This window comes from Nocardia sp. JCM 38205 (assembly GCF_058222935.1).
The window spans coordinates 216,715-231,890 of record NZ_JBYHFL010000003.1; the positions used below are offsets into that span (position 1 = coordinate 216,715).

A 15,176-nucleotide genomic window follows, 5' to 3' on the forward strand; every position below is an offset into this window, starting at 1 on the left:
ACGAGGACGGTCACGGCGCCGTAGCGCGCGCCACAATCGGCTCAGACGTTGCGCGCGCGTTCCTCGTAGGCCTTGCGCTGCGCGGTATCGACGTCATCGAGGAAGGCGCGGTTGGAACCCAGCGCCCGCGCCAGCCCATCGCCCCAGGATTCCGGCAGCAGATTGACCACCTGGGCGATCGCACCGGCCACGGCGGTCACCCTGACCTTCGACTTCGGCGCAGCGATCAGCTCCGCGATGGCATCGGCGATCTCCTCCGGCTCCGCCGGGCGCAGAATCTTCGGCGTGCTGACCCCGGAGCCGAGTTCGGTCTTGGTCAACGTCGGCAGCACCGAGGAGAAGCTGACACCCGTGCCCCGGTACTCCTCGCGCAGCGTATCGGTGAATCCGAGCACCGCGTGCTTGCTGGCGTTGTAGGTGGCCAGACCCGGAATGTGGGTCTCACCGGCCAGCGAGGCGATATTGATGATGTGCCCGCTGCGCCGCGGCAGCATCCGCGCCAGCGCCAGCTTCGAACCGAGGATCACGCCGTAGACGTTGATGTCGAGGATGCGGCGGGTCACCTGATCCGGCTCCTCGGCGAACTTGCCGGTGGGCATGATGCCGGCGTTGTTGATCAGCACATCGATCGGGCCGAGGGTGCGCTCCACCTCGTCGAGGAAGGCCTCGAACGAGGCCGGATCGGTGACGTCCAAGCGGCCGTACACCTCGAAGTCGCGGCTGCTGCCCGACTCCTTGACCGTCACCTCATCGATGTCGCCGATGGCGATCTTGGCCCCGAGGGCCTGCAACGCCGTCGCTGTCGCCAGCCCGATGCCGCGCGCGCCGCCGGTGATGACGACGACCTTGCCGCGAATCTTCATCGCGTCTGCCATTTACTCCGCACCCTTCGAATCGCCCTTGAGTCGCAGCAGCGCCGGCACATCGAGCCGGCGCAGACCGCGCGCACCCGCCGCCCGCATCGCGCCGAGCGCGAACAGGATCTTGGGTACCTGATACGGGAACCAGATCAGTTCCTTTTCCTGCGTGGGCAGGATCGGTTTGGTGATCGCCTGTGCGCGGCAGTATTTGCGCACACCGTTCGGCCCGCCCCAGCGTGCGCCGACGCCCGACTTCTCCCAGCCGCCCATCGGCAGCGCGAAGCTGAACATGTTGGAGAAGACGTCGTTGATGTTCACTGCGCCTGCCGACAGCTGCCGCGCCACCCGCTCACCACGATCTTTGTCGCCGGTCCACACCGAGGCGGACAGGCCGTAGATGGAGTCGTTGGCCAGCCGGATCGCTTCGGCTTCGTCGGCCACCTTCATGACTGGCAGCGTCGGGCCGAAGGTCTCCTCGGCGACGCACGACATCGAGTGGTCGACGTCGACGAGCACCGTGGGCTCGAAGAAGGTGCCGACCCCGGTGCGCTTGCCGCCCGTGGTCACCTTCGCGCCGGCCGCGACGGCCTCGTCGACATGCCGCTGCACGATGTTCACCTGGTTCTCGTTGGCCAGCGCGCCCACGTCGTGATTCGGCGTGCGGCCATCGATGCCCTGGCGCAGCGCGGCGACATTGGCGGTGAGTTTGGCGACGAATTCGTCGTAGACCGGCGCCTCGACGTAGACCCGCTCCACCGAGATGCACACCTGGCCCGCGTTGAACATGCCGCCGAAGGCGATGCCGTGCGCGGCCCGATCGATATCGGCGTCGGCCAGCACGATGGCCGGATCCTTCCCGCCGAGTTCGAGGCTGTAGGGGATCAGCCGCTCGACGCAGGCCGCGGCGATCTTGCGGCCGGTGGCCGTGGAACCGGTGAACTGGATGTAGTCGGCGTTGTCCACCACCGCGGCACCGGTCGCACCGGCACCGGTCACCACCGCGAAGACCGGCGGCGCGCCGATCTCGGCCCAGCCGCGTGCCAGCTCGACCGCCGAAAGCGGGGTCACCTCGGAGGGCTTGAGGATCACCGCGGCGCCGGCGGCGAGCGCGGGGATGACATCGACCACCGGCATGGCCAGCGGGAAGTTCCACGGCGTGATCACGCCGACCACCGGATAAGGCTTGAACGCGACCGTCAGTTTCTTGGTGCGCGCCAACGGGCTGTGCGGTGACGGGTTCTCATCGGCGAGGAACTTCGCCGCGCGCCGGGCGTAGTAGCCGGTCAGATCGACCGAGAAGGCGGGGTCGATGAGCGCGTCCACCCGCGGCTTGCCGGTCTCCGATTGCAGTACGTCGGCCAGGTGCTCGGTGTTGTCGATGAGCCAGTCCTGCAGCTTCAGCAACCATTCCTTGCGGCCCTCGGGGCCGATGGCCTCCCACTCCGGCTGGTACAGGCGCAGCTCACGGACCTTGGCGGCGACATCGTCGGCCGAGACCTCGGGCACTGTGCCGACGACCTCGCCGGTGGCCGGATTGCGCGCCTCGATCACGCCGGGCGCGGCCGGTTTCTTGCGCGTCGTCGTTCGTTTCGTCGGTCGGGCGGATTCGGTGTCGGTCACGGTCTCTCCCACTACGTCGTGGCTCTGGCTGTGCTCAGCTGCTGTGAAGCAGCTCACGAACTATGATCGTGGCACAATCGACGCCGACATTCTTGGCTTCGTTTGTCAAGCGAGGCGAGAGGGTTTTGTGCTCTCGATACAACTCGAAGTTCATGAGGTGGCCGATGACGAACCCGGTTCCGCCCGCTGGCCCGGTCCCGCTCGAACAGCCCGCCGCCGGTGGTCCGGCTCCGACCAATGAGCAGGTCCGGTACTGGCTGGCCGAATTCGTCTACGAGACGTTGCGCAGCGAAACCCTGGATCAGGTGGTCGCCCGGCTCGACAACGCCATCGTCGCCCGCATCCCCGAACTCGCCGACCGGGATATGCGCCGCGATCTCGCGGCCAGCACCCGCGCCCATGCCAGGGTGGTGCTGAGCGGGCTCACCAGCGACACGATCGAGCCGGTGCTGCCGCACGAGGCGCACGCCTTCGCCAAAACGCTCGCCCGCCGCGGATTCGAGCTGAAGATGCTGCTGCGCACCTACCACGCGGGACTGGCCGCGGTGCTCGATTACTTCACCGAGGCGCTGGACCAGCGGCGCACGCCCTATCCGATCGAACGCGTGGTGATGATGCGGATGTTCGAGCGGGCCACGCAATGGGTGGGCGCATCGGTGGAGACGCTGACCGAGACCTATCTCGAGGAGCGCGAACGCGTCCTGCGCGCTGCCCTCAATCGCCGCACCGAAACCGTGCGGGCCCTGCTGGCCGGCGACGACGTCGATCTCGAGCAGGCCTCGACCCGGCTCGGCTACCGGCTCAACCAGCAGCATCTCGGTGTGGTGCTGTGGGCCGACGAGCCCGCCGAAGCCGGCGCCGACAGCGAGATGAGCGGTGTGCTCGATCGGGTCTGTGCCAGGCTGGCCGCCGAGCTCGGCAGCAACCGCGTGCTCACTGTCGCCTCGGGCGCGAGCGGGATGTGGGCCTGGATCGGGCTGGACGGTGCGCCGGACCGGATCACGGAAGTGGACGGGCTCGCGCACCTGGTCGAGGCGCCGGTGCGGATCGCGCTCGGGGTCCCGGGCGAGCGAGTGGCCGGTTTCCGGCGCAGCCATGAAGAGGCGATGGCGGCCCGCCACGTCGCCGAACGCGGCCCGGCGAACGGGCCGAGGATCACGGCCTACCGCGAGGTGGAGATCGCGTATCTGGCCGGCGTCGACGAGACGGCCATGCGCGCGCTGATCGCGCGCGAGTTGCGGGCACTGGCCCGCCGCGACGCGGGCTCGGCCCGGCTGCGCGAGACGCTGCGCGCGTACCTGCGCAGCCAGCACAGCCCGGAGGCCGCGGCGAAACTACTCGGTGTACACAAGAACACCGTCCGCTATCGGATCCAGCGGATCGAGGAACTACTCGGCCATCGCATCGACGAGCGCGCGCTGCCGTTGCAGACCGCCCTCGCCTGCGTCGCCGCCTACGGTCAGGACGTACTACCCGGCGACAACGCCTGAGCCACTACGCCTGAACCACTACGCCTGGGCTTCGCGGGCGGCGATGCGGCGCAGCGGCGGTTCGGTGCTCGGCGGCACCCGGCGGTCGGGTAGTTCGGCGAGTAATTGGGTGGTCGCGGCGGCGATCGCGGCGACGGCCTTGTCGACCGCCGGTTTGGTGGTGGAGCTCAGGCCGGTCAAGCCACCGACCTTGCGCACGTATTGCAATGCGGCGGCATAGATTTCCTGCTCGGTAGCGGCAGGCTCCAGACCACGCAAGACGGTGATGTTTCTACACATGAATGCACATTAGCCCTCCGGCGCCGCGCTCGGCAGGCCAAGAATTCGAAGATGTGAAAAACCTTTGAACGCGCTCGGTGAACCGGCCACCGAGAGGTCCCGGGCACCTAGACTCGCCCTATGCCTGCCCGCGGTCTACCTACGTTGACAACATTCCCGTACGAGGAGCTCGATCAGCGCGAGGACGACCACTGGTCCGGTGCGCAGATCACCGACGATCAATTGCGCGCGCTGGCCCTCGGTGCGTTCTATTCCGCCCGCTGGGACGCCTTCCACGACGAGCTGCTGCTCGGCCCCGAGCGCGAGCACCCACTCGGCGATCGCCGCGAACTGGCCATCGACACCCTCACCGGCGCCTGGGGCATCACCGACGGCACCGAGGCGCGCGCATCGATGGAACAGCTGCTCGACGGCATGCACGCGCCGCTGTACGCGCTGGTGCATCCACTGGTGATGGCATCCATCAATGCCAGTGAACGCGACCGTTTCGGGGAGCGCGCCGACCGGCACCGCGCTTTCCTGCGTCAGGTCGGATCGTTTCGGGGGATGGACAATCCGGAGGCGCTGGTCCGCGATTACGACATCTGGTCCCAGGCCATCAAGATCGGTTTCACCGAGCATCTTTCGCGCCCGCTGCCCGGCGATATCTACGCCTGGGATCTGGCGCGGGTGGTCGCGGTCGCGCGGATGGCGTTCACCGCGGGCTATCTGGACGCCGATATCGCCTGGAGCTACCTGGCGCGGGCGCTGCCGCTGGCGCGGCGGCGCTACCGCAACTGGCGGCAATTCGGCGACGCCTACCTGACCGGCTGGACCTACTGGCAGGCCACCGAGGATCTGGCCGTGCTCAAGGACGGCGGCGTCGACCGCAGGATGGAGCTGCTGCGCCTGTGGACCCGGCCGACTAGCCCGTGGCGGCGCATCGGCCTGAACTGAGGCATCGCCGCGGGCCCGATCGCATTCGGGCCCGCGTGCGATCGGCTGGCTACACCCCGGGCAGCGACCGCAGGATGCCGCGCCCGTACCGCTGGAATTGCGTGTCGTCGACCATGCCGAGCGAATGCCGCTCCACCAGCAGCTCCCACTCCGCGTACAGCTGGGCGGTGCCGGGATCGGCGGGCCCGGCCACGCCGTCGGCCGATTCCAGCCGGATCGCGAAGTTCACCGCGCAGGTGACGCGTTGGGTGTCGGCCCGATCGAGCCCGGTGAAATGCAGCGTCTGATTGCCGTCGTGCACGTCGATGCCGGTATCGGTGCGCAGGGTACCGATCTCGCCCGGCGCGCTCGCCGTGCCGTCGGTGCTGCGCGCCCACATGATGGCGGCGATGGCCAGTTCGTGGGCGTACCGCTCGCCGTTGCCGAGGGAGATGAACAGCAATCGCTGGGTGGTGGCGGCCAGTAGCCCCTGACCGTGCCCGGCCGGGGGATGGGCGACGGCCAGCGCCGTTTCCAGCACGTATTCATCGGCCGAGGCCAGCCGGTGCAGGGCGTTGATCGCGGATTTCGCTTCCTTGCGCGGCGCCATCCGGCGCACCGCGCGCTCCACATCGGCGCGGACGGGGCCGCCGGAATTCCATTCCGGAGCCGGCGGGGTCAGATCCGGCGCCGCGACATCGATGCGCTGGAAATCCAGGATCTGATCGTTGATCCGGTCGACGATCTCGACCGCGGCGGGCACGTCGTGCTCGGCGATCAACACCGGCAGCGGCGTGCGGTCCGCGGGCACACCGGTGAGGACGGGGGTGGGATATCGGAGGTAGATCTCGATGACGACCGCGTCGTCGGCGCGCCGGTTCAGGCGGACCTTGAGCAGGTCGGTCACCGGGACGTCGAGCACGCGCTCGCCGTCGGTGCCGGGTCGTAGGACGATCAGCCGCCCCCGGCCGTGGCGCACTATCGCTGTGGGTGTCCGTAGCTCGACTATGTCCATACCCCCTGCGCTCAATGTGGTTGGGGTGCTCTCGGCGGGGCACCGCACTGTGCCGTCGCTCACGATAGGCCGAACATGCCATGATTGTGACCACTCGGCACAAACCAGGCCGGAGAGATCGGGAACCACGGGCGTTGTCCGGCCGTTTACCTGTTGAACTCCCATCACCGGCCGAACTGCGCGATGTATCGGATAGACCGTACGCGGTAACGTGGCATGTCCGCATCCGTTCGCATCGCTAGGCAAAAACCGGAGACACCGGAAAGGACTGGCCGCCCGGCCGACGCTCTATGAACCGCAAGACTGTGTTTCGCACCCTGGCGATAGTCTCGGGCATTCTGCTCGTGATCTATCTGTTCAGCTATTTCGGCAACGACACGCGCGGCTGGAAGAACGTCGACACCTCGGTGGCGTTGAGCCAGCTCCAGGAACAGGGCAACGTCAAGAACGTTCAGATCGACGACCGTGAGCAGCAGCTGCGGATCGAGCTGAACAACGGCAACGAGGCCACCAGCGGCGAGACCAAGATCATCGCCAAGTACCCGGGTGGCAGCCAGACCGCCGCGCAGATCTTCGACGCGGTGCAGAAGTCCGGCGCCCCGTACAACACGGTGGTCAAACAGGACAGCTGGCTCACCCAGATCCTGCTGTTCGTGCTGCCGATGATCATCCTGCTCGGCCTGTTCATCTTCGTGATGTCGCGGATGCAGGGCGGTGGTCGCGGCGGCATGATGGGCTTCGGGAAATCGAAGGCCAAACAGCTGTCCAAGGACATGCCGAAGACCACCTTCGCCGATGTGGCCGGCGCCGACGAGGCCGTCGAAGAGCTCTACGAGATCAAAGACTTCCTGCAGAACCCGGTGCGCTACCAGGCGCTCGGCGCGAAGATCCCCAAGGGCGTGCTGCTCTACGGCCCGCCCGGCACCGGTAAGACGCTGCTGGCGCGCGCGGTCGCGGGCGAGGCCGGGGTGCCGTTCTTCACCATCTCCGGTTCCGACTTCGTCGAGATGTTCGTCGGTGTCGGCGCCTCCCGCGTGCGTGACCTGTTCGAACAGGCCAAGCAGAACAGCCCGTGCATCATCTTCGTCGACGAGATCGACGCGGTCGGCCGTCAGCGCGGCGCGGGCCTCGGCGGTGGCCACGACGAACGCGAGCAGACCCTCAACCAGCTGCTGGTCGAGATGGACGGCTTCGGCGATCGCACCGGCATCATCCTGATCGCGGCCACCAACCGGCCCGACATCCTCGACCCGGCGCTGCTGCGCCCGGGCCGCTTCGACCGCCAGATCCCGGTCGGCAACCCCGACCTGGCCGGCCGTCGCGCCATCCTGCGGGTGCATTCGCAGGGCAAGCCGATCTCCCCGGACGCCGATCTGGACGGGCTGGCCAAGCGCACCGTCGGTATGTCCGGCGCCGATCTGGCCAACGTCATCAACGAGGCTGCGCTGCTCACCGCCCGCGAGAACGGCTCGATGATCACCGGTGAATCGCTCGAGGAATCGGTCGACCGGGTGATCGGCGGTCCGCGCCGCAAGAGCCGCATCATCAGCGAGCACGAGAAGAAGATCACCGCCTACCACGAGGGCGGCCATACCCTCGCGGCCTGGGCGATGCCCGATATCGAGCCGGTCTACAAGGTCACCATCCTGGCCCGCGGCCGCACCGGCGGTCACGCGATGACGGTGCCGGAGGACGACAAGGGCCTGATGACCCGCTCGGAGATGATCGCCCGCCTGGTGATGGCGATGGGCGGCCGTGCGGCCGAGGAGCTGGTGTTCCACGAGCCGACCACGGGCGCGTCCTCCGATATCGATCAGGCCACCAAGATCGCCCGCGCGATGGTCACCGAATACGGCATGAGCGCGCGCCTCGGCGCGGTGCGCTACGGCCAGGAGGCGGGCGATCCGTTCCTCGGCCGCTCGATGGGCCAGGCCTCGGATTACTCGCACGAGGTCGCGGGCGCCATCGACGAGGAGGTGCGCAACCTGATCGAGGCCGCGCACACCGAGGCGTGGTCGATCCTCAACGATTACCGCGATGTCCTCGACGATCTGGCCACCGCGCTGCTCGAACGCGAGACGCTGCACCGCAAGGATCTCGAGCAGATCCTCGCCGCGGTCGAGAAGCGGCCGCGGATCACCGCGTTCAACGATTTCGGCGATCGCGTGCCCTCGGACAAGCCGCCGGTCAAGACCCCGGGCGAGCTGGCCGCCGAGCGCGGCGAGCCGTGGCCGCCGGAGCCGGTGGCGCCGTCGCTGCCCGCCGCGGCGACCGCTGCCCGCGAGCCCGCGCCGGCCAACGGGTACCCGCCCGCGGGCGGCTACCAGCCGCAACCGCAGCACGGCCGCCCGGCCCAGCCGCCGGCCGGCTATCCGATGCCGCAGCACCCCGGCTATCAGCGCCCCGGCCCCACGCATGGTTCGCGTCCCGATTACGGCGCTCCCGCCGGCTGGTCGGCGCCCGGCTGGCCACCGCGTGACGAGCCGCAGGAGCAGTCCGGCGACCCTGGTTTCGGTGCCTGGCCCGAGCCCGGCGAGGGCCGGCCCAGGCACGGCTACCAGCCCGAACGCGGTTACGACGACCGCGGCGGTTACGACGATCGGGGCGCGTACCCCGACAACCCCGGTCCCGAGGGCGGCAATCGGGACTGGGACGGACCGAACGGCAGGGGTTGACCAGCGCCGATTACGCTCGATCCTCGGGGCCGGGCGCTGCGCCCGCACCCTGAGATTTGGAGGTGTCCTCGATTGTCGGCCAACGATCACAGCAACGGCCAAGCTCCCACCGTGTCCGCTCGGCCGGTGCTCGATGACCCGGGCCCGGAATTGAGCGATTCCGAGCTCATCGCGCTGCACACGGGCAAGCCCTTCGATCAGCCGCGCGCCGAGGCCGCGATCCGGGAGCTGCTGATCGCCGTCGGCGAGGACCCGGACCGGCCCGGCCTGATCGACACCCCGGCCCGCGTGGCCAGGGCGTACCGGGAGATGTTCGCCGGGCTCTACCTCGAGCCGGACGCCGTGCTCAATACGACCTTCGACGAGGAGCACCAGGAGCTGGTGCTGGTGCGCGATATTCCGCTGTACTCCACCTGCGAACACCACCTGGTGTCGTTCCACGGTGTGGCGCACGTCGGCTACATCCCCGGCACGCACGGACGGGTGACCGGCCTGTCCAAGCTGGCCCGGCTGGTCGACCTGTACGCCAAGCGTCCGCAGGTGCAGGAGCGGCTGACCAGCCAGATCGCCGACGCCGTCATGCGCAAGCTGGATCCGCGCGGTGCGATCGTGGTGGTGGAGGCCGAGCATCTGTGCATGGCCATGCGCGGCATCCGCAAACCGGGCGCGAGCACCACCACGTCGGCGGTGCGCGGGCTGTTGCAGACCAACGCCGCCTCGCGCGCCGAGGCGCTCGATCTGATTCTGCGCAAGTGAGCCACGCACCGCAGCCAGGGGTCCGGCCGCGCGCCGGACGTTCCTGCGTGGTGATGGGCGTGGTGAACGTGACCGCCGATTCGTTCTCCGACGGCGGCCGCTACCTCGATCCCGAACTGGCCGTGCGGCACGGTATCGAACTGTTCGAAGCCGGCGCCGACATCATCGACGTCGGTGGCGAGTCGACCAGGCCGGGTGCGATCCGGGTCGACGCCGAAACGGAATCGGGGCGGGTGGTCCCGGTGATCCGCGGCCTCGTCGCCGCCGGTGTGCCGGTCAGCGTCGACACCATGCGTGCCCGGGTCGCCGAGGCGGCCATCGCGGCGGGGGCCTCGGTGGTCAACGATGTCTCCGGTGGCCGCGCCGACGCCGACATGGTGAAGGTCGTGGCGGGTGCGGATGTTCCGTGGATCCTCATGCATTGGCGGGCCGACGCCGACTACCGGCACACCGGTCCCGCCGACCACTACGACGACGTGGTCGCCGAGGTGCGCGCCGAACTGGACACCCAGGTGCGCCGCGCCGTTGCCGCCGGGGTGGATCCCGCCCGGCTGATCCTGGATCCCGGCCTCGGTTTCGCCAAGAACGCCGCACACAATTGGGCCCTGCTCGGTGCGCTGCCGCAGTTCGTGGCCGATGGATTCCCCGTGCTGATCGGCGCCTCGCGTAAGCGTTTTCTGGGCTCGCTGCTCGCCGACGAGTCCGGCCCGCGCCCGCCCGACGGCCGCGAGACCGCGACGGCCACCATCTCGGCGCTGGCCGCCCTGCACGGCGCCTGGGGTGTGCGGGTGCACGATGTGCGCGCCTCCCTCGACGCCATCGCGGTCACCGATGCCTGGCAGCGCGCGGCGGCCGCGACGGGAGTGGTGCGGTGAACGAGCCCGCAGGCGGGGCGCCGTCGCGGCGTGCGCGTGATCGCATCGAGCTGCGCGGGCTGCGCGTCTTCGGCCATCACGGCGTGTTCGACCATGAGAAACGCGACGGCCAGGAGTTCGTGGTCGACCTGACGGTATGGGTCGATTTCACCGCCGCCGCGGCCTCCGATGATCTGGTCGACACCGTCGACTACGGCGCGCTGGCCGATCTGGCGGTGAGCATCGTCGCCGGCCCGCCACGCGATCTGATCGAGACCGTGGTCGCCGAGATCGCCGATGCGGTGATGGCGGGCGATCCGCGGATCGACGCGGTCGAAGTGGTCGTGCACAAACCGTCCGCGCCGATCCCGCACGCCTTCGCCGACGTCCGGGTGGTCACCAGCCGGGAAAGGGCGGCCGGATGAGTCGCGCGGTTCTGTCCATCGGTTCCAATCTCGGTGACCGGCTCGGCTATCTGCGCAGCGTGATCGACGGGCTCGGTCCCCGGGTGGTCGCGGTGTCACCGGTGTATTCGACCGCGCCGTGGGGCGGGGTCGAACAAGACGATTACCTCAATGCCGTTGTGGTGGTGGAGGATCCGGCCTTCGGCTGCGTCGATTGGTTGCGCCGCGGGCAGGAATTGGAGCAGGCGGCCGATCGCGTGCGCGAAATCCGGTGGGGTGCGCGGACGCTGGACGTCGACGTGGTGTGGTGCGCCGAAGCCGGGCGCCCCTGTCGCAGCGACGATCCCGAGCTCACGCTGCCGCATCCGCAGGCTCACCGCCGGGCGTTCGTGCTGGTGCCGTGGCTCGCGGTGGAGCCGGACGCCGAACTCGACGTGGACGGCCGGATGTGCCGGGTGCGCGATCTGCTGGCCGGGCTCGAGGCCGCCGAACGTGACGGCGTGCACCGCACCGACCTGACCTTGACGCGCGGGGGAGCAGGCCAGTGCAGCAGCTGAAACCCACGCGCGCCCTTGATCTCACCGCGAACCTGCTGATCGCCGCGGCGCTGGCCTGGGCGGCCACCCGCATCGCCTACGGCAGCTTCCCGCCGATCTCCAGCTTCGCCGGAGCCTCGTTGTATCCGGTGGCCGCGATCGAAGTGGCGCTCGGGTTCATCATCCGCGCCAGGGTCAACGAGCATCGCATCGGTGACGGGCCGCATCAACTGCATCCGATCACCGCGGCACGGGCGGTGGCGCTGGCCAAGGCTTCGGCGCAGGTGGGTTCGCTGGCGGCCGGGGTGTGGCTGGGCTTCCTCGTCTGGGTGTTTCCGCAGCGCGGCGATCTGCGCGCGGCCGACGCCGATGTGCCGGGGGCGTTGATCGGGCTCGGTGCGGCGGCGGCGTTGGTGGCGGCGGCGCTGTGGCTCGAATATTGCTGCCGCGCGCCCGACGATCCGACCGACGATCCAGCTACCACCTAGCTAACATGGTCGGGTGAATCACCACCCCGGAACCTGGGCCGCCGCGGTCATCCGAGCTACCCTGGCGGGCATGGTTTCACCCTCCCGTACCAGCAGCTCCCCCCGACGGCGGGACTATGCGGGAAAATTGTTCATCGGTGCACTGATTCTGCTCGGCCTGGTTGCCAGTATTTTCCTGATTTTCAGCGATAGCGTGCAATTTATTCGGATCGGCTTGGTCGCGGCGCTCTGGGCGGCGGTGCTCGGCGCCCTCGCGGCGACCAAGTACCGCAAGGAGTCGACCGTCGACAAGGCGAAGGTCCGTGACCTGCAGAAGGTCTATGAACTGCAGCTCGATCGCGAGATCTCGGCGCGGCGCGAATACGAGCTCGGCGTGGAGGCGCGGGTGCGCCAGGAAGTGGGTGCCGACGCCGCCGAGATGGCCGCGCTGCGGGCCGAGCTGACGGTGCTGCGGCAGAGTCTGCAGCGGCTGTTCGACGGTGATCTCCCGATGGATCGCCCCGCGCTGCACGCCGACGCCGTGCGCGTCCAAGAACTCACCGGCCGACCGGCCGGTTCGGCGAACGTTAACTCGTCGAATGCCGACGGCTGGGCCGGGCCGCAGCTGCCCCGCGATTCGGTGACCCCCGTCTACGACACCGATCATCCGCAGCCGCCGGTCTTCGCCAGCCCTTTCGACGATCCGGTGACCGCCGAGACCTCGATCATCACCCTCGACCACGAGGACGGCCCCGCTACCACGGCGAACGGCACCGCTGCCGACCCGTTCGGCGCGACAACCGGCTGGGCCGATGCGTTCGCCGAGACCCCGGCCGAGCCCGACGACAGCGCCGCGCCGTGGACGGCCGCGCAGGCATCCGGCGAGTCGACATTGGTGGGACCGCCCGCTCCCGCCGAGTTCCACGGTCAGGACATCGTCGGACCGCCCGCACCGGACACCTCGGGTTCGTCCGCCCAGCGGCTTCCGGCATGGTCGGCATCATCGGACACATCGCCGGAGCCGGAAACGGCCGATCCCGCCACGCGGGCCGCGGGCGCCGGTGCCGCGGAGAGCTCCACGGCCGCCACGTCCGCATCGAAGGACGATCCGGCGCCGACCAACGGCTCGGCCACCCCGGCAGCAGCGCCCACGCGCACCGCGCAATCCGGCCCGACCTTCGGTTCGGCCAGTTCACGGCGGCGCAGGCGGGCCGAATCGGAGTCGGGCGACGCGTCGTCCAAGCGGCTGTCGGTGGCCGAGATCATGGCGAATCTGCAATCCGAGCAGAGCAACCGGTCGAGCTGACTGCGGTGTAGATCACGGGGACCGGCCATGGCGCATGGCGGGGCTTGCCCATATTCTCGTGACGTAACGTCTGGTACCCGCCGAGCGGGACTGGAACGACATCCGAGAGGACACTGTTGACCTCGCCAAGCGTGAATTCTGGCAACGCCGCGTCGGGACCCGATCCCGCGCCCGCACGACTGACGGTAGGAATCGTCTCGGCGGGACGCGTGGGTTCGGCCTTCGGCGTCGCGTTGGAACGCGCCGGACATGTGGTGTTCGGTGTGTCCGCGATCTCCGACGCCTCGGTGCATCGTGCGCGCACCCGGCTGCCCGAATCCAGGATTCTGCCGGTGGAAGAGGTCGCCGCCAGCAGCGAGCTGCTGATCCTCGCCGTGCCCGACAGCGAACTCGCCGGCCTGATCCGCGGACTCGCTTCCGCCGGCGTGGTGCGTCCCGGCACGCTCGTGGCGCACACCTCCGGCGCGAACGGCGTCGGCGTGCTCGCTCCGCTGACCGAACTCGGCGCTCGTCCGCTGGCCATTCATCCGGCCATGACCTTCACCGGCCACGACGAGGATCTGGCCCGGCTGGCCAATGCGTGTTTCGGCATCACCGCCGCGGACGAGATCGGTTATGCCATCGCGCAGTCATTGGTGATCGAGATGGGCGGGGAGCCGGTGCGGGTCGCCGAGGAACACCGCACGCTCTATCACGCCGCGCTCGCGCACGGCAGCAATCACCTGGTCACGGTCATCGTCGACGCGGTCGCCGCGTTGCGCGCCGCGCTGGACGGCCCCGGTCTGCTCGGCCAGCAGGTGGTCGACGACGCGCCCGGCGGCCTGGCCGAACGGCTGCTCGCCCCGCTGGCCTCGGCCGCCCTCGACAATGCCCTGCGCCGCGGCCAGTCCGCGCTGACCGGCCCGGTGGCCAGGGGCGACGCCGACGCGGTCGGCGCGCACCTGCGAGCGCTCGACGCGCTCGATCCGCGGCTGGCCGCGAGCTACCGTGCGCTGTCGTTGCGCACCGCCGAGCGGGTCGATTCCGATGCCGCCCTGATCGAACTGCTGGAGGAGCGTCGATGATGGATCCGAAACTTCGTGACGCTTATCGGCCCGGCGAAGTGAATGTGCTGCACGACCCGTCGGTGGTCGCGGCGGTGTCGAAGGCGCTGCGTGGCGTCGGCCGCACGGTCGGTCTCGTGCCGACGATGGGCGCGCTGCACGAAGGGCATCTCGAGCTGGTGCGTCGCGCCAAGCGGACCAACACGGTCGTGATCGTCTCGATCTTCGTCAACCCGCTGCAATTCGGTGCGGGCGAGGATCTGGACAAATACCCGCGCACCCTCGACGCCGACGTGGAATTGCTGCGAGCCGAGGGCGTCGACATCGTCTTCGCGCCGAGTGTGGCGGAGATGTATCCGGACGGCCCGCGCACCACCGTTCATCCCGGTCCGCTCGGCGCCGAACTCGAGGGCGGCACCCGTCCCACGCATTTCGCCGGCATGCTGACCGTGGTGGCCAAGCTGCTGCAGATCGCCAAGCCGAACGAGGCGTTCTTCGGCGAGAAGGATTATCAGCAGCTCACGCTGATCCGCCAGATGGTGCGCGACCTGAATTTCGATGTCTCCATCGTCGCCGTGCCGACCGTGCGCGAGGCGGACGGATTGGCGCTGTCCTCGCGCAACCGCTACCTCGATCCGCAGCAGCGCGACACCGCGACGGCGCTGTCGGCTGCCCTGGTGGCGGGCGCCCGCGCCGGCGGGGCCGGTCCCGAATCGGTGCTCGCCGCGGCCCGCGCCGTCCTCGACGCCGTGCCCGGCCTCGACCTGGACTATCTCGAACTTCGTTCGTCGAACCTCGATGTCGCCCCCGCCTCCGGGAATGCCCGGTTGCTGATCGCGGCCAAGGTCGGCGCCACCCGGCTCATCGACAACATGCCGGTGGTTCTCGGCGCGACGATCGACGGCCACCCCAATCCAAGCACCCCGCCCGCCCAGGTATCGGTATAGGAAGGCGAC

General features: G+C 69.1%; 15 protein-coding genes. 11 read left to right on the plus strand and 4 right to left on the minus strand.

Annotation, left to right across the window (positions count from 1 at the left end; genetic code table 11):
• Positions 1 to 41 precede the first annotated feature (41 nt).
• Together AC4HOU_RS12710 and AC4HOU_RS12715 are read right to left on the minus strand one after the other, a co-directional pair.
• Positions 42 to 875: an SDR family oxidoreductase gene (locus tag AC4HOU_RS12710; RefSeq protein ID WP_490724518.1), complete on the minus strand. Its 834-nt coding sequence runs from the start codon at positions 873 to 875 to the stop codon at positions 42 to 44.
• Entirely contained in the window at positions 876 to 2,480 is a 1,605-nt protein-coding gene (locus tag AC4HOU_RS12715) for an aldehyde dehydrogenase family protein (RefSeq protein ID WP_490724519.1), read from the minus strand.
• A gap of 164 nt (positions 2,481 to 2,644) precedes the next feature.
• On the opposite strand from AC4HOU_RS12715, the gene AC4HOU_RS12720 reads away from it, so the two are divergent.
• On the plus strand, positions 2,645 to 3,970 hold the full coding sequence (locus AC4HOU_RS12720; RefSeq protein WP_195006914.1) for a PucR family transcriptional regulator: 1,326 nt from the start codon (positions 2,645 to 2,647) through the stop codon (positions 3,968 to 3,970).
• Positions 3,971 to 3,988: 18 nt separating this feature from the next.
• Here AC4HOU_RS12720 and AC4HOU_RS12725 read toward each other — a convergent pair whose 3' ends face one another.
• A complete protein-coding gene (locus AC4HOU_RS12725) occupies positions 3,989 to 4,249 on the minus strand; it encodes a DUF2277 domain-containing protein (RefSeq protein ID WP_163813649.1) in 261 nt (86 codons plus the stop codon).
• Positions 4,250 to 4,369: 120 nt separating this feature from the next.
• Here AC4HOU_RS12725 and AC4HOU_RS12730 point away from each other — a divergent pair, with 120 nt between their 5' ends.
• Positions 4,370 to 5,185, plus strand: coding sequence for a DUF1266 domain-containing protein (locus AC4HOU_RS12730; protein WP_163813648.1), 816 nt, complete (start codon positions 4,370 to 4,372; stop codon positions 5,183 to 5,185).
• Positions 5,186 to 5,234: 49 nt separating this feature from the next.
• Here the strand turns inward: AC4HOU_RS12730 and AC4HOU_RS12735 are convergent, their stop codons facing one another.
• Positions 5,235 to 6,179, minus strand: a complete 945-nt coding sequence (locus AC4HOU_RS12735) for a hypothetical protein (RefSeq protein WP_163813647.1) — start codon at positions 6,177 to 6,179, stop codon at positions 5,235 to 5,237.
• 290 nt (positions 6,180 to 6,469) lie between these two features.
• Between AC4HOU_RS12735 and ftsH the strand changes: the two genes are divergently transcribed.
• From ftsH to panC, 9 genes are all read left to right on the plus strand, one after another.
• On the plus strand, positions 6,470 to 8,854 hold the full coding sequence (gene ftsH, locus AC4HOU_RS12740; RefSeq protein WP_195020504.1) for an ATP-dependent zinc metalloprotease FtsH: 2,385 nt from the start codon (positions 6,470 to 6,472) through the stop codon (positions 8,852 to 8,854).
• Between the two features lie 111 nt (positions 8,855 to 8,965).
• On the plus strand, positions 8,966 to 9,610 hold the full coding sequence (gene folE, locus AC4HOU_RS12745; protein ID WP_280210473.1) for a GTP cyclohydrolase I FolE: 645 nt from the start codon (positions 8,966 to 8,968) through the stop codon (positions 9,608 to 9,610).
• 53 nt (positions 9,611 to 9,663) lie between these two features.
• Positions 9,664 to 10,485, plus strand: a complete 822-nt coding sequence (gene folP / locus AC4HOU_RS12750) for a dihydropteroate synthase (RefSeq protein WP_194992575.1) — start codon at positions 9,664 to 9,666, stop codon at positions 10,483 to 10,485.
• On the plus strand, positions 10,482 to 10,889 hold the full coding sequence (gene folB / locus AC4HOU_RS12755) for a dihydroneopterin aldolase (RefSeq protein ID WP_195020505.1): 408 nt from the start codon (positions 10,482 to 10,484) through the stop codon (positions 10,887 to 10,889). The genes folP and folB overlap by 4 nt, the downstream gene beginning before the upstream one ends.
• Positions 10,886 to 11,425 (plus strand): 2-amino-4-hydroxy-6-hydroxymethyldihydropteridine diphosphokinase, encoded by a 540-nt coding sequence (gene folK, locus AC4HOU_RS12760; RefSeq protein ID WP_195020506.1) that lies wholly within the window; start codon positions 10,886 to 10,888, stop codon positions 11,423 to 11,425. Before folB ends, folK begins: the two co-directional genes overlap by 4 nt.
• On the plus strand, positions 11,422 to 11,892 hold the full coding sequence (locus tag AC4HOU_RS12765) for a DUF3180 domain-containing protein (RefSeq protein WP_163813710.1): 471 nt from the start codon (positions 11,422 to 11,424) through the stop codon (positions 11,890 to 11,892). The genes folK and AC4HOU_RS12765 overlap by 4 nt, the downstream gene beginning before the upstream one ends.
• Positions 11,893 to 11,962: 70 nt before the next feature.
• Positions 11,963 to 13,177 (plus strand): DUF6779 domain-containing protein, encoded by a 1,215-nt coding sequence (locus tag AC4HOU_RS12770; RefSeq protein WP_195020507.1) that lies wholly within the window; start codon positions 11,963 to 11,965, stop codon positions 13,175 to 13,177.
• A 131-nt stretch (positions 13,178 to 13,308) separates the two neighbouring features.
• Positions 13,309 to 14,241: a Rossmann-like and DUF2520 domain-containing protein gene (locus AC4HOU_RS12775; RefSeq protein ID WP_194990196.1), complete on the plus strand. Its 933-nt coding sequence runs from the start codon at positions 13,309 to 13,311 to the stop codon at positions 14,239 to 14,241.
• Positions 14,238 to 15,167, plus strand: a complete 930-nt coding sequence (panC, locus tag AC4HOU_RS12780; RefSeq protein ID WP_163813641.1) for a pantoate--beta-alanine ligase — start codon at positions 14,238 to 14,240, stop codon at positions 15,165 to 15,167. The genes AC4HOU_RS12775 and panC overlap by 4 nt, the downstream gene beginning before the upstream one ends.
• Positions 15,168 to 15,176: the final 9 nt, after the last annotated feature.